The sequence below is a fragment of the Streptomyces sp. NPDC055287 genome, from assembly GCF_053646035.1.
In genome coordinates this window covers 48,910-68,210 of sequence record NZ_JBSHNE010000023.1, presented here as the reverse complement: position 1 = coordinate 68,210, position 19,301 = coordinate 48,910, and the positions used below count along the sequence as shown (strand labels likewise).

The 19,301-nt window shown below is 68.4% G+C and carries 15 protein-coding genes and 2 pseudogenes; 4 read left to right on the top strand and 13 right to left on the bottom strand.

What is annotated here, in order from left to right; genetic code table 11:
- Nucleotides 1-6: 6 nt before the first annotated feature.
- The 4 genes from ACWIHY_RS28215 to ACWIHY_RS28200 all read right to left on the bottom strand — a co-directional run bounded on the left by ACWIHY_RS28215 (nt 7) and on the right by ACWIHY_RS28200 (nt 5,101).
- On the bottom strand, nt 7-1,845 hold the full coding sequence (locus ACWIHY_RS28215; protein ID WP_454378568.1) for an albusnodin/ikarugamycin family macrolactam cyclase: 1,839 nt from the start codon (nt 1,843-1,845) through the stop codon (nt 7-9).
- Complete coding sequence (locus ACWIHY_RS28210; RefSeq protein ID WP_454378566.1) at nt 1,845-2,054, bottom strand: lasso RiPP family leader peptide-containing protein; 210 nt, start codon at nt 2,052-2,054, stop codon at nt 1,845-1,847. The genes ACWIHY_RS28215 and ACWIHY_RS28210 overlap by 1 nt, the downstream gene beginning before the upstream one ends.
- Before the next feature lie 317 nt (nt 2,055-2,371).
- Nucleotides 2,372-3,562, bottom strand: coding sequence for an ROK family protein (locus tag ACWIHY_RS28205; RefSeq protein WP_454378564.1), 1,191 nt, complete (start codon nt 3,560-3,562; stop codon nt 2,372-2,374).
- A 168-nt stretch (nt 3,563-3,730) separates the two neighbouring features.
- A complete protein-coding gene (locus ACWIHY_RS28200; RefSeq protein WP_454378562.1) occupies nt 3,731-5,101 on the bottom strand; it encodes a YncE family protein in 1,371 nt (456 codons plus the stop codon).
- Between the two features lie 215 nt (nt 5,102-5,316).
- Here ACWIHY_RS28200 and ACWIHY_RS28195 point away from each other — a divergent pair, with 215 nt between their 5' ends.
- Nucleotides 5,317-5,961: a TetR/AcrR family transcriptional regulator gene (locus tag ACWIHY_RS28195; RefSeq protein ID WP_454378560.1), complete on the top strand. Its 645-nt coding sequence runs from the start codon at nt 5,317-5,319 to the stop codon at nt 5,959-5,961.
- Nucleotides 5,962-6,126: 165 nt separating this feature from the next.
- On the opposite strand, the gene ACWIHY_RS28190 is transcribed toward ACWIHY_RS28195, so the two are convergent.
- Nucleotides 6,127-7,314 (bottom strand): hypothetical protein, encoded by a 1,188-nt coding sequence (locus ACWIHY_RS28190; RefSeq protein WP_454378558.1) that lies wholly within the window; start codon nt 7,312-7,314, stop codon nt 6,127-6,129.
- Between the two features lie 522 nt (nt 7,315-7,836).
- A complete protein-coding gene (locus ACWIHY_RS28185) occupies nt 7,837-8,751 on the bottom strand; it encodes an intradiol ring-cleavage dioxygenase (protein WP_454378556.1) in 915 nt (304 codons plus the stop codon).
- A gap of 151 nt (nt 8,752-8,902) precedes the next feature.
- Between ACWIHY_RS28185 and ACWIHY_RS28180 the strand changes: the two genes are divergently transcribed.
- Entirely contained in the window at nt 8,903-9,448 is a 546-nt protein-coding gene (locus tag ACWIHY_RS28180; protein ID WP_454378555.1) for a hypothetical protein, read from the top strand.
- 379 nt (nt 9,449-9,827) lie between these two features.
- Here ACWIHY_RS28180 and ACWIHY_RS28175 read toward each other — a convergent pair whose 3' ends face one another.
- The 4 genes and pseudogenes from ACWIHY_RS28175 to ACWIHY_RS28160 form a co-directional block, all read right to left on the bottom strand.
- A complete protein-coding gene (locus tag ACWIHY_RS28175) occupies nt 9,828-11,594 on the bottom strand; it encodes a S8 family peptidase (RefSeq protein ID WP_454378553.1) in 1,767 nt (588 codons plus the stop codon).
- A gap of 210 nt (nt 11,595-11,804) precedes the next feature.
- Nucleotides 11,805-12,053: pseudogene (locus tag ACWIHY_RS28170) on the bottom strand (MarR family transcriptional regulator); the annotation flags it as partial.
- A 68-nt stretch (nt 12,054-12,121) separates the two neighbouring features.
- The gene (locus tag ACWIHY_RS28165) at nt 12,122-13,093 is read right to left on the bottom strand and encodes a TauD/TfdA family dioxygenase (RefSeq protein WP_454378551.1); all 972 of its coding nucleotides are present in this window, start codon (nt 13,091-13,093) and stop codon (nt 12,122-12,124) included.
- A 343-nt stretch (nt 13,094-13,436) separates the two neighbouring features.
- Nucleotides 13,437-14,675, bottom strand: a complete 1,239-nt coding sequence (locus tag ACWIHY_RS28160) for an MFS transporter (protein WP_454378549.1) — start codon at nt 14,673-14,675, stop codon at nt 13,437-13,439.
- Between the two features lie 240 nt (nt 14,676-14,915).
- Between ACWIHY_RS28160 and ACWIHY_RS28155 the strand changes: the two genes are divergently transcribed.
- Entirely contained in the window at nt 14,916-15,104 is a 189-nt protein-coding gene (locus ACWIHY_RS28155; RefSeq protein WP_454378547.1) for a hypothetical protein, read from the top strand.
- Between the two features lie 56 nt (nt 15,105-15,160).
- Here the strand turns inward: ACWIHY_RS28155 and ACWIHY_RS28150 are convergent.
- The 3 genes and pseudogenes from ACWIHY_RS28150 to ACWIHY_RS28140 form a co-directional block, all read right to left on the bottom strand.
- Nucleotides 15,161-15,721: pseudogene (locus ACWIHY_RS28150) on the bottom strand (dihydrofolate reductase family protein); the annotation flags it as partial.
- A gap of 302 nt (nt 15,722-16,023) precedes the next feature.
- Nucleotides 16,024-16,962: an AraC family transcriptional regulator gene (locus ACWIHY_RS28145; RefSeq protein WP_454378545.1), complete on the bottom strand. Its 939-nt coding sequence runs from the start codon at nt 16,960-16,962 to the stop codon at nt 16,024-16,026.
- A gap of 34 nt (nt 16,963-16,996) precedes the next feature.
- Nucleotides 16,997-17,920 (bottom strand): NADP-dependent oxidoreductase, encoded by a 924-nt coding sequence (locus tag ACWIHY_RS28140; RefSeq protein ID WP_454378543.1) that lies wholly within the window; start codon nt 17,918-17,920, stop codon nt 16,997-16,999.
- Between the two features lie 742 nt (nt 17,921-18,662).
- Between ACWIHY_RS28140 and ACWIHY_RS28135 the strand changes: the two genes are divergently transcribed.
- On the top strand, nt 18,663-19,157 hold the full coding sequence (locus ACWIHY_RS28135; protein ID WP_454378541.1) for a lamin tail domain-containing protein: 495 nt from the start codon (nt 18,663-18,665) through the stop codon (nt 19,155-19,157).
- Nucleotides 19,158-19,301 lie beyond the last annotated feature (144 nt).

Below are 19,301 nucleotides of genomic sequence, written 5' to 3'. Positions count from 1 at the left end.
CCTCCGTTACTGCGAGTCGCCTGGCCATGACGTGTTCCGCAACCACAACTCGACGCCGAGGAAGCGGTTCAGGGCGGGGAAGGGGGCGCGCAGCCCCATCAGGGCGCGGTCCAGTGAAGCCGCGACCGCGCGCGGGTCGATGACATCGAGGGCGGCCAGGTGGGACGTACCGATGATTTCTCGCAGCGTGCCTACCGCAAGCCGGGCGCCCTGGTAGTCCTCGTCGGAGTAGTCGCCCTTCGTCCGCCGGGCCAGCACGGGGGCGGGGACGGCGCCCGCCAGTGCCGAGCCGAGCAGCGGTTTGAAGGCCGGTGGATCGCAGCGGCGCTGGGCGGGCAGCAGCAGGCAGGCCCGGACGACGTCGTTGTCGAGGAACGGAGCCTGCGCCCAGATCCCCAAGGGGGCTGCGGCATAAGCAAGTTGGCGCTGCGCCGAGGCCGATGTACGTAACTCGTGGAGGGTCGTGCGGAGGTCCGGCGGGCGGTCCGCCCGCCGCCCACGGGCGCGTCGGCCGGAGACCCGCGTACGGGCCAGTTCGGCGAGTTCCGCGCGTGCGGAGGCCGTGAGCCAAGCCGCCTCAGGGCCCGGAGGGACCCACCAGCTCAGCATGTCCAGCCAGTGCGGGTCGCGCTCCTCGGGTGATTCCAGGCGTTCGGCCGTCCGCCGCATGGCGGTTGCCAGTGGGGTCCGAGCCAGCCGGGCAGCCCTGCCCGTGACGCGGAGGGGTGAGGTGTGGCGCGATCGCGCCAGCGCGTGCCCGTCCCGGAACAGCCTCCGCAGTCCGCCCGGCCGCGCGAGACCCGCCAGGTAGGAGGGCGGCGGGCAGAGGAGCGCGTCACCGCCTTCGCCACCGAGGTGGATGTCAGCACCATGCTGGGCGATGCGCTCCAGGCGGAGCCGCGTGCGGGCCGCGCCCACCGCCGCGGGGTTGGGCTCTCCGTCGCATTGCGCGTCGTACAGCCCCTGATAGGGCAGGGTGTCGGCGGTCGTCCCCGTCACCACCTCGAGGCGGAGCCGTTCGTCGAGCCGCGCGTGGCTACGGGCGTACTCCAGGTCGTCGCACGCCGTATCCGACCGGTGATAGGTGAATACCGCTAACGGGCCGGTCCGGTGGCGCAGCGACAGAAACGCCACAGAAGTGGAATCAAGTCCTCCGCTGAAGTCCGCGGTCAGCGTCCGGGCCCGCGCGGCGCGCAGCCCCACCGACTCGTCGAGCGCCGCTCCGAGCGCCTCGGCCGCCGTCGCCGCCGACACCTCGCCTCGGGGCCGGAGACTCTCGTACTCCCACTGAACGGCCCTGCCGTCAGCGGTGATTCGCAGGGCGTGCCCGCCGCCCAGCCGCTCGACACCGGCCACCACAGACCGGCTCTCGGGCAGTAGGGGTACGCCGGGGCAGAAGATCTGCGCGGCCAGGACCTGCGGGTCCGGGCGGCAACCGCCGCCGGCTGCGGCTGCTACGTCCGTCGGCCGCGAACCGATCCAGGTGCGGCCGGGGCGACGCCGGTAGTACAGCGGGTACTGCCCGGCCAGGTCGGCGAAGGCCGTGAGGTCGCCGGGGCGTACGACGATGCAGAGGTAGCTGCCCGCCCATTGGGTCAGGACGGTGAGCCGGTCCGTGGCGAGCGCCCGCTCGGCGTCCGCAGCGAACTGCCGCTCCCCGGCGAGACACTGCCCGACGGTGATGACAGTGCCGCCCGCGCATCGGAAACTGCGCAGTTCGCCTTCCCGCCAGCGACCGGTCACGTCCGTGAGGGGAGCGGATGAGCCGACGAGGAACGGGAAACAGCCCGTGAAGTCCGGGTGGACCCAACGGTCGGTGCTGTGGTCGGGAGCGATCACGTCCATCACCAGTAGTAATGGGAGTTGGCATCGGCGGTGCCACTGCTGGAGCTTCCGAGAGTCACCTCCCGGACATGACCGAGATCAACCACCACCGGGGGGGCGTAAGTGTCGTCGCGGTCGAGATCCGCCGTGCCGCTGTGTTCCTGAGTACCAGTATCGGAAACAGAGGGCCGGGCCGCCGACCGTTGGGCGTATTTTCTCAGCAAGGTCATATATCCACCTGATGTTGGCTCAAAAGGCGCATGCATTTGCATGAACGAACACGTTTGAACAGAGTCTGCTATTCGACTTTAGCCGCACACCAGGTTTTCGCACCCCTGGCGTGGGCCACCATGGCAGGCGGGAGCGGCCGTTGTCCACGCGCGAGGACCGGTGCTCGACCAGCAGAAGGCCGCATCGCAGTGACTGGTGTGCTGCGCGGCAACGCATCTCGGTGCCAATTCGCAGAGCTGGGAGCCGACTGTACGGGCTCGGAGTTCAGCTCGTCGATATACGCCGTACGAAACGGGCGCCGAGCTTCAATTGTTGCTCAGTCCTTGTCGATGTCCGTCCTCCGCAAGGAGGTCAGACCAAGCACCAGTGCGCCTTGGGCCTCGGACAGCGGATTCATCGAACTGAGTTTGAGGGCGAATTCGCTGTGGGGGCCCACCGCACCCCGCAGCCCGTAGCGCGTCAGGGACTCCCGGCAGGGTTCCAGCACCAGATTCTGCGCGGCGGCGAGCTGCCCGCCCAGGACGATCAAGTCCGGATTCAAGAGGTTGCAGACCAGCGCGAGCGCCTGGCCGAGCACGCGTCCGGCGTCCCGCACCACCCGCTCGCACACCGCGTCACCCGACTGCGCCCGTTCGATCAGGGAGGCGAGGGAGTACGGCACGTCGGCGACGCTGCCGGCCAGGGCCTCGCGGGCCTGGCGGACGAGCGCGTCGGCACCGATGATCGTCTCCAGGCAACCACGCCCGCCGCAGCGGCAGACCATGCCGTCCGGGTCGAGCACGAGATGGCCGATCTCGCCGGCCATTCCGTGCCCGCGAATGGGGTTGCTGCTGATGACGAGGCCGGCGCCGATGCCGGTGGACCCCTTGACGTAGACGACGATCTCGCAGTGGCCGTCCGTGCCGTACGTCTGCTCGGCCAGCGCACCGAGGTTGGCGTCGTTGTCGAGCGCACCCTGGACGCGCAGCCACTCCCCCAAGTCGTCCGACGGAGCGTCCCCTTCGCTCCACGGAGGCAGCACGGGCGTACGGAACTTGCCGGTCCGGGGGTCGACCATCCTCGGGACCGCCACGCCGAGGGACACAACGTCCTCCAGTTCACGGCCGGTCTTGCCAACCGCATCCCGTACGGCCTGCTTCAAGGAGGGCATGATCTCGCTCAGCCCCCGGTTCGCACCGCTCCCCACGTGCTCCCAGTGCGTCTCGGTGACGGGGCGGTCGACCCGCCGGGCCACGACGGTCGCCTGGTTGAAGCCGAGGTGGACGCCTACCGCGACGTTGCGCGTCGGGGCCAGGCAGACCCTCGTCCCGCGACCGGGCTCCGAGGTGACGATCTTGACCGACTGTAACTCCCGGACGATGTTCGAAACGGTCGACTGAGCGAGTCCGGTTCGCCGGGCCAGGTCAGCCTGACTGTCGCTCTTGATCATGACGGAGAGGAGGACGTGCTTGAAGTTGATCGCTTTGGTTCCCCGGGCCGCGCTCAGGCGATCACGTAACTGGAGCATCGGACCCCCCGCAATTCAGCGATTCAGTCTCCCGACGTTAGCATGGTGATCTTCAAATTGAACGAGGCGTGTTATCAAATGAATAGAAGTCAATCATTCCGCCTCATCTGTGAGATACACGAGGAAGCCGTTACCGGTGAGGGCCAAATCCGGGCCCACGCTCCCCGCTCAGGGCCCTCCGTCGTGCGGCCCCTCCCGTACCGTAGGTTCACCCGAGCTTGCCGGACCGGGCCACCCCGTCGGTACGTGGGCGATGCGGACGCGCTGCGGGTGGTCCCCTACGGGAACCGACACTGTCTTCTCTCCGGTGGCGAAGTCGATGGCAGTGACCTGGTCACTGCCGCTCTCCGAGACGACGCATGACTTGCCGTCACCGCTGACGGTGGCCCAGTAGGGCTTGGAAGCGGTGACCAGAGCCCCTTCCCGCAGGGTGGTGCGGTCGACGATGGTGGCGTAGTCGTCCATGGTCCCGGCGACGCAGAGCTTGTCGCCCCGGGGGCTCATCGACATCCCGTGGTGGCGGGAGTCGTTGACCCAGGTGGTGCGGTCCTCGCTGGTGTCGGGATTCTTCGGGAGCGTCTTGGCGCGGGTGATCTTGTCGCTGGCGACGTCGTACTCGAGGAAGCCGTTGAAGAAGGAGACCTGGAAGTAGAGCTTGGATTCATCAGGGGTGAAGGCCACCGGGCGCACGGCGTCGTTGAGGTCCTTGCGACCGAAGGCGTCAAGCCGGGCCCGCATGTCGATGACCTTGACCTGCTGGAAGGTCGCGGCGTCGACAACCGTGATCCTGCGGTCGCCCTTCGTCCAGTCCAGCCAGGGGTCGTCGGTGCTGGTGTTCACGTCGCCGATGGCCATGTTCCAGAGGTACTTCCCGCCGTCGGTGAAGACGTTCTCGTGCGGCTTGTCTCCGGTCTTGAACGAACCGGCTTCCTTCCCGGTGGTGATGTCGAGCACGTGAACGGTGTTGGAGGTGGACGCAGAAACGGCCACGCGCTTGCCGTCGGGAGACACGGCCATGTGGTCGGAGCGGTAACCGGACACGGGGAAGCGCCACTTGATGTTTCCGGTCACCAGGTCGATGGAGACGACGTCGGCGAAGCTGGGGCGGGAGACGACCATGGCCGTCCCGTCCGGGGTGGAGTACATGTCGTCGACGAACTGGTCGTGGCCTTCACCTGGTCCATTGCGGATGCCGAGGAAGTAGATGAGCTTCACAGGGTTGGTGTAGATCTCCGCGAGGCGCTTCTGCTTGTCGGGGATCACGTTGATCCGTCCGAGTTTCCCGAAGGTGCCACTGGACTCGATCACGTCGGCGGTGCCGTCCCAGTTGTTACCGACGAACATCACTTCCCGGAGGGCTGCCGCGCTGTTGGCCTGGTCGGGCTCGACGGCCGATGCACCGGTCGTGGTGCCCGCCGCGAGGACTGCGGCGACAGCGGCGGGAGCGAGCCTGCGCCTGCGGCGCGGTGCGTGCGCTGTGTCCGTCGTCCGCGCTGCGGACGCACGTGTGTCCGCGCGATGATTTCTGGCTTCGGGCATGACTTCCTCCGCGTAGCGACTCTGCTTCGGGCGGGTTCGGCGGGTACGACCGGTCATATTGTTCTGCACATGACAATGCATCGGCGTTCCCCGCGTTTCACCGCGTAATGTGAAAATGCCGCGCTTCACTTTGGCCACTTGAAAGTAACGACGAGGCCCCCGTTCCTCAACCCCCGGGACGGGAGAAGATGGCCGGGTCAACAGGAGGGGGATCGGTGAAGGAGCGACTCAGGCAGTCGACCGGTCGTTACGCAGGCAGGACAGCCGTTGAGCGGCACGCCGAGCGGCACCAGAAGTTTCTCGACGCGGCACTCCAGCTCTTCGGGACCGGCCCCGGTTACCGGTCGGCGACCGTCGCCGCCCTCTGCCAGGCGGCCGGCCTGTCGACCCGGCAGTTCTACGAGGAGTTCGGCACCCTCGAAGACGTGCTTGCCGCTTTGCACCTCAGGGTCAACGACTGGGCCGAGAGCGCTGTCGTCCAAGCTCTCGCCGATACCGAGGGCCTGCCCCACGCCGAACGCTACGGAGCCGTGTTCCGTGCGTACGCGGCGAGCATCGCCGTGGATCCGCGCCGCATCCGCATGACCTTCACCGAAATCGTCGGTGTCAGTCCTCGCATGGACGAGCAGCGGCTGGCCCGCCGTGCGCGGTGGATCAACTTGATGTGCGCCGAGGCAGCGTCAGCCGCCATGAGAGGTGAGGCGGCTGATCGTGACTACCGCATCGCGGCAGCGGCCTTCATCGGCAGCGTGAACGGACTCCTGCACGACTGGGCCGCCGGCTGGGTGGACGCCACTCTCGACGAGGTCGTCGAGGAACTTGTCCGCCTGCTGCTGGCGTTGCTGCGCCCCGCACCTTGAAGCTTGAATGCCTCGGCTTCGGCTGGATGCACTGAAAAATCCAGGGACAGTCAGCCATCGCTCGGCCTACGCGGCTCTCAATGCGGGACTGGCCCATCTGCTGGGCGACCTCAACCAAACCACCTTCGTGCACGTGCAACCGCCCGCTGACCAGGCGCGGGATCACTACTCGGTCAGTTGGCCTGATGAAGTGACTTGGAAGGCCCGGCCTCGCACGGACACATCCGACGTGTCACCGTCGGCGCCTCCCAGGTCCGCCCATGCGATGAAGACACTTTCCGTCCCGTCCCCAAAGGCCGCCGCGGCGCAGACCTGGAAACGATTACCGGTCGTTGCCGAGCTGACCCGCACTTTCTCACTCAACGAGAGCTCGCTGTCAGAGCACATCTTTGCCATGACGGTGGGAACGGTCTGGAAGGTGATTGCGCTCTTTTCCACCCATGCCAACAGGAAGCGCCCACCCGGCATCGGGACCAGGGCCGGCCACGACCGGTGGAAGTCTCGCGGGGGGCCCGCGATCACGCTGGTGATGACCGTACCGTCACCGTTCGGGTCGAAGATGCTGGCTTCCACGGTGGACTGTGGGACACCGAGATCGCTGGGACCGATTTCCTCAATGTGCGCGATGACGAACTTGCCAGTGTCGAGAAGGGTCAATGAGTTCCTTCCCTGAAACCCCGACACGTTGGGTTGAATCTCGCCTCCCCGGGGCGAGCCGTCAAAGTTGAACACCCTGAAGGTGAGCCGATTGCCTCCGATCGACGACGGATCACTCGTCCAGGCGATGACGTAGTTTCCGTCCGCCAGAACCGTCACCGACGGGCCGCGATGGAACCCTTCGGTGGTGTTGACCGTCATCTCCGGACCGGCCTTGTTGCCTTCGATGTTGAAGCGTTGGGCGCGAATCCGCTGGTCCTGGCGTGCCCCCGTCCAGACCACGATGCAGCCGCCGTCGATCATGCGTGTCAAGGACGGCCGGCTCGTCGGGTCGATGTCGGTGGTACTGACTTGAACTTCCGGCCCAGCGTGTTGTCCGTCGACAAATCTTTGTAGTTTTACCTGAGGGTGGGGCGGCGGGCTGGTGAAGGGTTGCTCTGTCCACACGACGAACGAGTTGAAGCCCGCGAAGTCCAGTGCCGGCCACTGCCGATTCGTATTGCCGTCCGATGCCGTCGATCCGTCGATGCGGAACTCGTCCCCGACCTTGGCCCCATTCGTATTCAAGGTCTGCCCCTTGATGCTGATATCGCTCCCATCCGCCCACATGGCCTCATACTGCGTACCGCGCACCGAGTCGACGCACGGTTGAGACTGACTGCCGTTCGTTGTCGTGTTGATGAGGAGCTCACCCATGACTGCCCTCCGTGCCCGGATCTCTCCGCTTCAATTGATGGGTGCGACGCCAGGCGCTCAAGTCCGATGGCACGAAAAGTCCGATGGCACGAAAAGAGGGAGCCTCGCCCTAGCCTTGTCCGGCGAAGACATGCGACCGCCCGACGGGCTTCCGGGATGTCGGTGACGTGCCCGGCCGGCCTCTGCCCAGTGGAACCGTTCCGGACGTCGAAGAAGGCGTCGGAAATATTGACCTGTGCCATGTGTTGTCATGGGTTCAATGAACCCAGGCGTGGCTCTGATCACTGAGCAACCGCCCAGCACCCTCAGCGGACTTGTGGCGCAGGGTTTACTTCAATATTGCCCCACAGGCCCCTCCCACGCATGGCGAGGCACAGTTGCGTGCCGCAGCAGGGGAAGAGGCAATTGACGAGGCAACTCACGAGCCACGAAAACTCGTTGAGCGGTGAACGACCAATGGGGCCCCGGAGCCGAAGGTTCCGGGGCCGCACCGCTGTGCTCACTCAGAGCCGTACGCCGTGGTCAGCCGGTGCCGGTGTGGGTCTCGTCAGGAGCGACGCCCATGGTGAGCGTGGCGACCACGCCCTTCGCGATCTTCCGCTCCGCGTACCTGAGTGTCAGCAGACCGCCCTCGGTCCCGTTGCCGGGGTAGATGGTGTCCTCGGTGAGCGTTGTGCGCTCGGTCGTGGTGGTCGAGTACGGCTCGACCTTCGCGGAGTCAAGTACGGCCTCCTCGGCGAAGAAGAGCTGGCCGGTATGGCAGGTGTAGCCGCCCTCATAGCCGGTGGAGGTCAGCTTGCCGCCCACATGCACCTTGGTGTGGATGTGGACGCAGCGCCCCCGGTACCAGCCGGGGAAGACCGTCCTGAACTCCACGTACCCGCGCTTGTCCGTGAGCTGGGTGCCGCGCAGATAACGCTCGTCGTCGGTCGGCTCCTCGTGCCCGCCACCGCCACCGCCGCCGCCCGCGCCACCAGGTTCACCGGACGGGGGCGCGCCGCTCGGCGCAGCGGTGGGCGCGCCGCTCGGAGGCGTACCTCCCCCGCCCCCACCCCCACTGCTGAGGCTCTCGTACCCGGAGTAGATGCCCAGTGCGTCACAGTGCCAGATGTCGACGGCGGCGCCCCGCAGTGGCTCGCAGGTTTCCGTGTCGATCACCTTCAGCCGGAGGGTCATCGGGATGCCCTCCCTGTCCTCGGTGATGTCTTTCCGGATCTTGTCGGCGTCGATGTAGTACGGCCCCTCTGTGGTCTCGGAGGTGAGCCGGTAGCACGCCTCACCAGACGTGCCTGGCTTCGTTCCGGAGTCCTGCCCGGCCGAAGCGCTACCGACCACCGCACCGCCGACTCCGATCGCTGCCACGGCCGCACCACCTGCGACGACGAACCGGCGCCGCGTCATGTCCCGTGTGTGAGCGGGCCCCTGGGTTTCAGTCATGGCACGGACGTTAGACACCGGACCTGTCAGGTGAATGAGAGGAGCCTGTGATTTCCTGTGAGACGAGAAGGGCCCGCGTACCGCGCCCTGCGGCCGACTTGGCACGGTTCCAATCCTCTACCCGGTGATCAAGCGGCTGTAGGCGGAAGTCATGGACAGACAGGAGATGCGCCGGAAGGTCTTCGAGCCGCTGAGCCGGGCGGGCTTGCGGGTGATCGAGGGCGGCGTGCCGGAGGCTCCCTTGCCGGCGTTCGCCGTGGGTGCGATGGTCCACTGCAACAAGGAGGAGGGCCGGCGAGACGCCTACGTCGACTTCGACGACCCGCACCTCATCGACCGCGCCACCCCGGGCTGGTACGAGCTCGCGTCCTCCTTCGGCCTGTTCGACGCCGACCGTGAGTTCCTGCTCGCCCTGCCCGCCCACCGCTACAACCCGGATGTGAACCTGCACCGGCGCTACGTCTGGCGCCGGGCGCCTGCTCGACAGCTGGGACGTCATGGGCGCGGCGTGTGCGATCCACTGGGGAAGATGCGTGCTCGGATTCGGCGAGTGTGTCTGGGCACGCCAGCCGGACGTCCGGGGTTCGCGATGCTCTCGCTCGACAGCACCGTCTCCGTGGTCGGGACCACCTTCAGGACGGCATCAGCTCTCTGGCGGTGCCCCACCCAGCCGGCACGGAGGCCGTGCGCCAGGTGATCGACTACGTGGCAATGGCCGAGGACATGCGCGAGGACCACCTGGAGGCCATCGCGTGGCTACGGCGAGGCGAGGCAGGCGCGGCAGTCCGGGCGTAATCCCTCAGGGTGGCTACCGCGAGCCGGATCACATGCCGGGCGTGCGGCTTGCGTTCACGCTCGTGTCGCGGCCGCATTGCCAGCGGTCGGCGACCCAAGCCCGGAACGTGTACTGCGCCTGCCGGACGACATCGAAGCCGTCGCCGTGGGAGATGTTCCACCCAGGGGGCGGCTGACGAGGCCGGGGGGCACCGCACCGTGCCGACGCACCGCTCCGTGGGAACACCGCTGCGCGCCCCGGGTGTCGGGACGCGCAACGGTGCGGTGTGCGGGCGGTGGAATCAGAAGGTCAGGTTCCAGGCGTCGATCCTGCCGGTGTCCTGGGACGCGATGTCGCGGACACGGAGCTTCCAGGTGCCGTTGGCGGCTTCGGAGGAGGCGTTCACCGTGTACGTCTTGGCCACGTTGTCCGTGCCGTCACTGTTGGCGAAATCCTCCAGGAGGTACACCGTCCCGTCCGGTGCGACGAGGGAGACGACCAGATCGCCGCGGTAGGTGTGCTTGATGTCCACGCCCACCTTGAGAGTGGCCGGCGCGTTGCCGGTCACGCCCGAGACCGTGAGGGGGCTGTCGACGGTCGCGTTGTCCGCGACCGTGACGTCCGCGGTGTTCTCGAAGTACGCGCCCGGGTTGGGGGGTGCGCTGCCGACGGCCTGCAGCGCGTCGGTCTGCCCCTCGCCGAAGAAGCCGTTCTTGGTGGTCGTACCCGTGCACCGGCCGTCCGACGGGCAGGCGGTGTCGGTCGCCTGGACGCCCAGCTTGGAGCGGAGGTCGGCCGGGGTGGCGGTCGGGTTGACGCTCGCCAGGAGCGCGGCGACACCCGCGACGTGCGGGGAGGCCATCGATGTACCGTTCATGTTGCCGTACTTGCCGCCCGGCAGGGTCGAGTAGACACCTGACGTACCGTCACCGCCCGGAGCGGCGATGTCGATGACTCCGTTGCCGAAGTTGGAGTACGACGCCTTCACATTGCCCTTGCCCATCGCGGCGACGGTCACGACGCCCGGCAGCTCGGTCGGGATGTCGAGGCAGGCGTTGGTGATCGTCCGGGTGACAGGTGTGGAATCGTTCGGGCTCTCCGTGTCGACCGTCTTGTTCGCCAGGTCGAGGTTGGAGTTGCCCGCCGCGGCGACCTGGAGCGATCCCTTGCGCTCCGCGTACTCCTGGGCGCGCTTGACGCCCTCGATGATGGCTGCCTGGTTGGCGTTGTCCGGGCAGTTGAACTGCCACGGGTCGGTGTAGTAGCTGTTGTTGGTGACCTTGAAGCCGTGGTCACCGGCCCACATGAAGCCGCAGATCGTGTTCTCGGCGAAGAACAGGCTGCTGCCGGGCTCGGCGATGCGGACCGAGGAGACCTTGACCCCCGGCGCCACCCCGACGACACCCTTGCTGTTCTTGGCTGCCGCGATCGTGCCGGCGACGTGCGTGCCGTGCGTACCGACGTCACGCCAGGCTCCGGTGCGGGTGTCCGCCTTGCCGTAGGCGCACGAGACGGAGTCGGCGGCGTTGAAGTTGGGGGCGATGTCCTGGTGCTGGTCGTCCACGCCCGTGTCGAGTACGCCGACCTTGACCGACGCGGAGCCGGTCGTCACGGACCAGGCCTGGTCCGCCTTGATCTGGGTCATGTCCCAGCGGGTCAGGCTCTCCGCGAGTGTGGTGGACGACTGCGTCGGGTTCGCCGGGAGCGCGGGGTTGTACGCGTCGGCCGGAACGTCCGAGGTGCGCGTCGCGCCGACCTGCTGCACTCCGGCGACGCTCCGCATGGCCGAGGCGAAGCCGGCCGAGGCCGAGTGGGCGACGATCACGCCGATCGCGTCGTACGAGGCGAAGACCGAACCGCCGTTGCCCGTGACGGCCGCCCGTACGGCGCTGGTGTCCCCGGGGGCGGTGATCACCAGGTGGGCGCGCGTACCGGCGGCCCAGGCGGCGGTGGATGCCTGCGGCTCCGCCGCGACGGCCGCGGCGGGAGCCGCGAGGGCCAGCGTGGCTCCGAGGGCGACGGCGGCGACCGCGGGGGCCTGGAGCCGGCTGAATATGTGACGTCTCAATGCGTCCTCCGAGTCCCGGCACGCCGATGGGGCCGCCGGGGACGAAACGTGTAGGGGGTGGACGCAACATGTCAGACACCCCGGCCGCGGAGTAAGAGGGGAATCCCTTGCAGTGCGCGGGACGCATGGCGAGGGTCCCGGCGGTGGGCCTGAAGTGGACCGCGATCGCGGCCAGTTCGGTACCCCGGAGAGGCTGATTCGCGCAGTGTCCTACCGGCGCAGGAGAGAGAGCTCCCGGTGCATCTCGGCGAGGAAACGGACGACCACCGTCAGCTCGTCGGGGGTGAAACGGCCACGTGCGGCGTCGGTGCCGCGGGCGAGGGGTGCGAAGTAGTCCCGGGCCACCTTCTTGGCCGCCTCGGCGTAGTGCAGGTGCACCACCCGGCGGTCGTCGGCCGCTCTGGCGCGCCGGATGTGACCGGCCTACTCCAGACGGTCGAGGCACGCGGTCATGGCGTCCCTGTCGCTCCCCCGTGACCGCGACGGAGTCCGGCGCGGTCACGCGGCCGCGGTGCGCCCGGACCCGCTCAGTTGGCAGCGTGCTGCGCGTAACAGCGCCGCAGCCAGCGGGCCCGGCCCTGCGCCGCTGGTTCGAACGGCACCCTGCGGTGCATCACCCGGCGGTTGTCGAACAGGTGGAACCCTCCCTCCTCCACGAGGACCGCAATGCCCGGCAGGGCGGCGACGCGATCCTCGAAGCGCTCCAGCGCCTCACGTGCCCGCGGGGTGAGTCCGGCCGTCCTGCCGGGGCCGTACCGCAGAGCGTTGCTGCCGTCCGGCAGCGTCCAGAGCATGGGGACGCCGGTCCTGCTCATCGGCTTGCCGCTGTCCGCGGTGATGTACGACTCCGGCGCGGTGACGGCGAATTCCGGGCGGCGCAGCGTCTCGGCGGTCGCCGTCGGCAAGGCCTCCAGGACGGTGTCGACGGGCAGCAGGTCGGTGGGGACCTGTTCCTCGTTGCGCATACCGAAGAAGGACAGGCAGTGGGGGATGGCCCGGGCGGGGTCGGCATCCGCCCGGTGATCGAGTATCGAGTCGTCGGTGTGCCAGTCGAGCTGCTGTCCGTAACCCCACGAGGTGAGTGCGCGAGCCGCCGCGCGGCGCGGAGCCACATTCCTGATCAGGCGGCCGTCGTTCTCCCACTGGTAGGCGACGGGGGTGAGCCCGAGGAGCCGCATCAGGCCGAAGTGCACCAGGTTGGGCACTTTGAGGAGCGATTCGTCGCAGAACCCGTCCGTGGGCGTGGGCGCGGGGTGGAGGGGACCGGGCAGATTCGTCAGAGTGAGCCATGGTGTGGGCCGGTGCCGCCACTGGGCGAGTACGCCGAGAACCGCGGCCGGCAGGTGGTTGCGTAAATGCTTGGCGCCGAAGTCCCCATACAGGCCGGGGGCGGTGTCGGGCACTAGGCCGCCGAGTTCGGTCGACGCGTCCAGGGCGGCCCCCGCGGCGGCCTTCGACGAGTCAGGGATGTGCAGGGTGTGGAAACCGCTGGTGGTCATGATCCCGACCCTACGAATGTCCCGATCTCCTGTTCGCATTCCGCGGAAGATTTGAGCGGTTTCTGAGCGTGATCCCTCACCTGCGCCGACCGACACGTGCGCCGACTGACACCTGCGCCGACTGCGACAGCGCCTCCGACAGCGGTTGGCGCAGTGGGCAGGAGCGCCGGCGGCAGGACGGCCGGGAGCCGGCCCCCCTCGCTGGCCGGTGTCACCGCCAGGTCCGACCCCAGCCCGACCAGGACCCGGGCACCTTGACGCGGCCGAGCGGCGAAGTCCACTGCCGGTACGCCTGGCGGGTGCCTGGGTCGCCCCGCAGGGTCGTCGGCCGTGACGTGGTGGGTCACGGCCTCAGCTGGTGCACTGCGCGAGCGGCGCAAGCGGCGGCCAGGCCGAGCACAGTGATCGCCACGGCCGAGACCAACAGGGTCTCCTGGGCTCCGAGCACGGTGACCAGCGGGCCGCCGAGCGCAGTGCCCAGCGGGACCGACAGCACGCGGACCGCTGAGCTTGCTGCCAGGGCCTGAGGGAGCAGCCCGCGGGGCGCCGAGCGCTGGAAAAGGGTGGTGGAGAGCGAGGCATACGGAGGCCAGAGCAGACCGGCGACGGCGAAGCCGGCAATGGCTGCCCCTGTCGGCGCTCCCATGCCGACCGGGAGCAGGAATAGTCCGAAGGCGATGACGATGCCGGTCGTGACCGGCCACATCGGCAGTCGGCTCAGGTATCCGGTCAGAAGAGCGCCGAGAACGGCGCCGACACCGAACGCGGTGTAGAAAGCGGCCAGCAGACCGGCGGGGCCGTCCAGGTCGTCCGCCACGTGCAGCGGCAGTGCCACGTACACCGGGCCGAAGAGGAAGAAGAAGGCGAAACTCATGCTGAGCAGCCCCAGCAGGGCCGGTGTGCGACAGATGACGGCGAAGCCCGCAGTTCGTGAGCTGCCCTTCTCCGGTGCGGGCGCGCTGTCCTGCGGGACCCGGATGAGGAACGTGACGGCGAGCACGAGGAACGTCGCTGCGTCGACGGCGATCACCGTCGACGCACCGCCCCAGACGATGAGGGCGCCTGCGAGTGGCGGGCCGATGACGGTCGACAGTGAGCCGACGCCGGAGAAGACAGCGTTCCCGGCCAGATGGTCGCGCTCCGGAAGCAGGCGTGCCAAGACCGTGTAAATGCCCGCCTGGCCCCACGAATGCAGGACGGAAGAGGTCGCGAGCAACGCGACGTACAGCTCGATGGTGAGCACCCCGAAGGCGTGACACACGGGTATCGCGCCCAGAGCGGTGGCTCGCAGCAGAGCGTCGTAGCCGACCAGTTGGGCGGGAGAGCGGCGCTGCAGGAACCTTCCCAGGACGAGTGCGCCCACAGCTCCTGAGAGCGTGTAGGCAGCTGCGGCCAGCGCGACCCACATGCCGCGTTCCGCCGCTGGTGCGAGTTCGATCGCCAGCCAGCTCACGGCGACCACTGCCATGCCGTCACCGAGGGACGAGACAGTGAACCCCGGTAGCAGCCGCCGCAGCGTCGAGTGGGTGAGCACCGGCCAGTAGGGCGAGGCACGGATCATCCGGGTCGGGCTCAGGGGCACGGTAACTCCAGGGGCTGAGGGGATGCCCCTCATCCTTCCCGCCGGCCCTGTCGCCGCATCGGGCCTTTCACGCAGGGCATAAGCTCCCCTTCCTACCCGGCTCCGTACGCGAACGCGGGGGAGACATACGGCGCCCGGCCTCCGCTCAGGACGAGATCGACGGCGCAGCGAGCGAGCCGTGCGCTCACAGAGGTCGACAGGGGGCAGGGACGTGTCACAGCACCGGACATCGGAGAGGCCGTGAGCCGACGACGCTACGTCGCCAGAGGCGTGCCGGGGGGCTACCGCGTCTGGGACAACCGGGGGCGGAGATGGTGGGGGGACTTCTACGAACTCTGCCCCGACGATCTCCTCACCGAACTCAACGGCACTGCCGACCAGCAGAAGATCACCGCTCTCCTGAGGCGGTACCGGGCCCTCAAACGGTGATCTGGATACCGCCCGGCACCCTGCACGGGCGGCGGCCGTCCCCACCCGGCGGCCCAGCGCGCCACGCGGTGGCGGAGGTAGACGACTCTTGAGCTGAAGGTGCGGCTCTCGACGATTTCGAGATCCACCCGGCGCTCGCGCTGGGGAAAGAACGGAATGCCACCGCCAACCAGCACCGGGTAGACCCTGGCCCGGTACTCGTCGATCAGACCCAACGCGGCCGCCTCGGCGGCGAGAGTCGCGCCGCCAATCGCGATGTCGCCCTCCCCCGGCTCGGCCCGCAACCGCTCGATCTCCTCCGCCAGGCCGCCGGAGGCCAGGCGGGCATTGCCCCGCACTGCCGACAGCGTGGTGGAGAACACCACCTTTGGGAGCGGCTTCCAGAGCGCGGCCCACTCGAGCATCGAGTCGTCGAGCGATGGATCCTGGTCGGCGGTCCCCCAGTACAGCATCGTCTCGTGCAGCCGTTGTCCCAACAGGTGGACACCGACCTCCCGAATCTCGTCGGTGACGAAGCGAAAGACCTCCTCGTCAGGCGCCGTCCAGCCGAAATCGCCGTCCGGCCCGACGACGTAGCCGTTAAGGGAGACGCCCATCGAATAGGTCGCGCTGCGCATCAGAAGTCCTCGCCTGGAGCTTGGTGAGCAGCCCTGTTCCACGCTCCCGGGCGCTGCCAAGCGGCGGAACAGTCCGTAGACCGTCTGCCAGGGCCCATAGGCAGGACGGCAGGGCCCGCCACGGAGCCCCGGTCCGCACTCGCCACCGGATTCCGTCGATCAGCATGCTTCGACCCGGACGGCCTGCCCGTCGTCGCCGGGGCCGGCAGAAGCGGCTCCAGCACGGCCCATTGATCACCTGACAGATCTCCCCGCCCCACGCGAAGATCATCACGAAGGGCGGCGATCTTTCGTAACACGGCCTAGGCCGCCCTGGCCTCACGCCGGTAGGCACCCGGGGCCTGGCCGTACTCCCGCTTGAAGGCCTTGGCGAAGGCGAACTCCGAGCCGTATCCCGTACGGGCGGCGACTGTCGTGAGGGGGGCGTTGGTCTCGCGCAGCAGGCGGGCGGCGGTCGTCATGCGCCAGCGGGTCAGGTAGGCCATCGGCGGCTCGCCCACCAGCGCGGCGAACCGTCGGGCGAACGCGGCGCGCGACAGCCCTGCCCGCCGGGCCAGCGACTCGACCGTCCACTGGGCCGACGGGTCCGCATGGATGGCCGACAGAGCGGGCGCCACCGCCGAGTCGCCCAGGGCCGCGGCCCAGCCCCGCGCGGCGGCCGGCGGCTGGTCGTCCAGCCAGGCCCTCAGAATGTAGAGGAGCAGCGAGTCGATCAGGGTGGGCACGATGCCGTCCGAACCGATGCGGGGATTCTCCAGCTCGGTGCCCAGCAGTTGCACCGCGGCGCTGAGCTCCGGGTGCCTGCCGTGCCGGGTCGGCAGATGGATCACCTCGGGCAGCTGACGCACGAGGGGGTGCGGACGGCCCTGATCCAGGTGGTAGTTGCCGCACAGCAGGCTGGTCTCGGCACCCTGGCCGCCGATCGTGACCGCACCGATCGGCGAACCGCCTTGATAGTGCTCGGCCTGGAATTCCTCCGCCGGGGTGGAGGGATGGTCGGCGAGGATGTGACCCCGCCCGTCGCGCAGGAAGATCACGTCGCCGGGATTCAGCGGGATGGGCTTCGGGCGCGGCACGGTGTCCCCGAGAGGGACGAGCCAGCACGTGCCGTACAGCACCACATGGAACCCGGCGCCCGCGACCGGCGGCAGGCGCAGGCCCCAGGGGGCGCGGCCGTTGGTCCGTACGGACGCCGGCTGCCCGGTGCGCATCGAGGCCAGTGCCTCGGTGAGAATGTCCATCCGGCCTCGCCCTTCCTGATCCGGCCCGTCGTGGTCAGACCGTCAGGACAATCTTCCCCTGTACGTGTCCCGAGGCGACCAGCTCATGTGCCTTTCCGGCCTCCTCCAGCGGAAAGGTCTCCTCGACGTACGGGCGGACGCGGCCGGCGTCGACCAGCTCGGCGATCGCCTCGAGCGCCTCCGAGTCCGGTTCGACGAGGATGCCGGCGAAACGCCGGCCGGCCGCCTCGACCCGTGCGGCGAGCTCCGCGTCATGGTGTTCCAGGATGCTGATGAGTACGCCGCCCGGGCGCAGCACGCCGAGCGAGAGGTCCCCCTGGGCCAGGGAGTCGAGTACCACGTCCGCGTCCTTGACGGCCGTGGTGAAGTCGGTGGTCCGGTAGTCGATGATCTCGTCGGCGCCGAGGCCGGTGAGGAAGTCGCGACGGTCCGGGCCAGCGACGGCGATCACGTGAGCGCCGCGTGCCTTCGCGATCTGCACCGCGAAGTGACCCACGCCGCCGGCGGCGCGCTGGATCAGCACCCTGTCGCCCTTCTTGACGTCGGCCGCCCGTACGAGGCCCTGCCAGGCGGTGAGCGCCGCGAGGGGGACGGCGGCGGCGTGGACATGGTCGAGTGAGGCGGGCTTGCGGGCCAGATGGCTCGACGGGGCGGTGATGTACTCGGCGTACCCGTTGGCGGCGCGCGGGAAGAACGGCATCCCGTACACCTCGTCGCCCACCTCGAAACCGGCGCCGGGGCCGACTTCCTCGACGACTCCGGATATGTCCCAGCCCACGCCGAACGGCGGCTCGCCGAGCAGCGGCAGCGCTCCGGACCTGACGGCCACATCGACCGGGTTGACCGCTGCGGCATGGACCTTGACGAGGACCTCGCCGGTGAGCGGCGCCGGCCGCCCGACGTCCACAGTCTCGAGGACCTCGGGGCCGCCGAAGGACTTCTGGGTTACTGCGCGCACGTGTATCTCTCCCTGAGTGTTGCCGGCCGGTGTCCGGCGCGGTTCTGCTTGGTGTTCTCGACTCTAGGGAGATCGAACGAGCCGCAGAATAGCCTTCCGTCTCAGCTCCATGTCCCATCGTCTTGCACGACGACGCTCTCAGCCATGGGTCGGCTCATCCAGACGAACCGGATGGGCCGGCACGCGCCATTGCCCTGGCACCCTCGAGCGGGGGCGACGCCGGGCGACGGTGTCGGTTACGGCGTTGTCGGATTGCCTCCGAAGGTCACGACGAGGCGGCCGTCCGCGGCGAAGGACCACTTCAGGGGCCCGGTATACGAGGAGCATCGGGTGAACGGCTACAGGAAGCCGCCGTGAAGCCGTACGTCAGAACGAGTCCGCACCATGCGTGCGAGAGGACGGGGACGGTCACTGTTACGGCGAAACGATCCCTCGCCGGCCTGGCGGGCGGGGTGGCGTACGGGGTGGTGCGGGGTGGTCAGTAAACGCTTGTCGTTTACTGCTCAACGGCTCGGTGTAATAGGCAGCGAATCGCAGGTTAATAACCGGTTCTGGTGCATGCCGAATACAGGCGACTGTTACGCAAATGTCCGCCTTCGGTAACACAACGCGGCGTCCCCGCTGATGTGGGCCGACAGGGGCCAAAGTGTGGGCTCTCGGCAACAAGCCGGGAACTTGCACCGCCCGCCGACTCCGAGCCGTAACGGGGGTTGGGGGCATGTCTTGCAAAGGGGCAATCTGCATGTCTGCTTCTCGTAACGCCCGTCGTATCGCCGCTGCCGTCCTGGCTGCCGGCGCCGTGATCGGCGCGGCAGCTTTGCCGGCCTCCGCCGACAGCGGCTACGACCGTGACCGCGCACGGCGGTCCGCCGTCGTCATCGGTGACGTCCAGTACGACAGCCCCGGTTACGACAACCGCTCCAACCGCAGCCTGAACGCCGAATGGGTCGAGGTGAAGAACACCACCCGCCGGGCCATCAACCTCCGCGGCTACACCCTCACCGACAAGCAGGGCAACCGCTACCGCTTCCACCACCTGCGGCTCGAAGGCCACTCCAGCGTCAAGGTCCACACCGGCCACGGCCGCGACAACGACCGCCACGTCTACCAGGACCGCCGCGACTACATCTGGGACAACCGCGACACCGCTACCCTGCGCGACGACGACCGCCGCATCCTCGACACCGAATCCTGGGGCCGCGGTCACGGTCACGGACATGGTCACGGCCACCGCTAACCCCAACCTGCAACCACTCCCCCACGCTGCGGAGTGAGTTGCGACCACCAGACGCGGGGGGGCACCGCCACCACCCCGGGGACCCCCCCCCCCCCACCTCAGCCCGCGGTGGGGGCACCGCGGGGGGGGGGGTAGGGGGGGGGC

Bases quoted from the DNA above. Each gene is read 5' to 3' on its own strand.
- ACWIHY_RS28215 (WP_454378568.1), bottom strand. From the start codon at position 1,845: ATGGACGTGATCGCTCCCGACCACAGCACCGACCGTTGGGTCCACCCG.
- ACWIHY_RS28210 (WP_454378566.1), bottom strand. From the start codon at position 2,054: ATGACCTTGCTGAGAAAATACGCCCAACGGTCGGCGGCCCGGCCCTCT.
- ACWIHY_RS28205 (WP_454378564.1), bottom strand. From the start codon at position 3,562: ATGCTCCAGTTACGTGATCGCCTGAGCGCGGCCCGGGGAACCAAAGCG.
- ACWIHY_RS28200 (WP_454378562.1), bottom strand. From the start codon at position 5,101: ATGCCCGAAGCCAGAAATCATCGCGCGGACACACGTGCGTCCGCAGCG.
- ACWIHY_RS28190 (WP_454378558.1), bottom strand. From the start codon at position 7,314: ATGGGTGAGCTCCTCATCAACACGACAACGAACGGCAGTCAGTCTCAA.
- ACWIHY_RS28185 (WP_454378556.1), bottom strand. From the start codon at position 8,751: ATGACTGAAACCCAGGGGCCCGCTCACACACGGGACATGACGCGGCGC.
- ACWIHY_RS28180 (WP_454378555.1), top strand. From the start codon at position 8,903: ATGGACAGACAGGAGATGCGCCGGAAGGTCTTCGAGCCGCTGAGCCGG.
- ACWIHY_RS28165 (WP_454378551.1), bottom strand. From the start codon at position 13,093: ATGACCACCAGCGGTTTCCACACCCTGCACATCCCTGACTCGTCGAAG.
- ACWIHY_RS28145 (WP_454378545.1), bottom strand. From the start codon at position 16,962: ATGGACATTCTCACCGAGGCACTGGCCTCGATGCGCACCGGGCAGCCG.
- ACWIHY_RS28135 (WP_454378541.1), top strand. From the start codon at position 18,663: ATGTCTGCTTCTCGTAACGCCCGTCGTATCGCCGCTGCCGTCCTGGCT.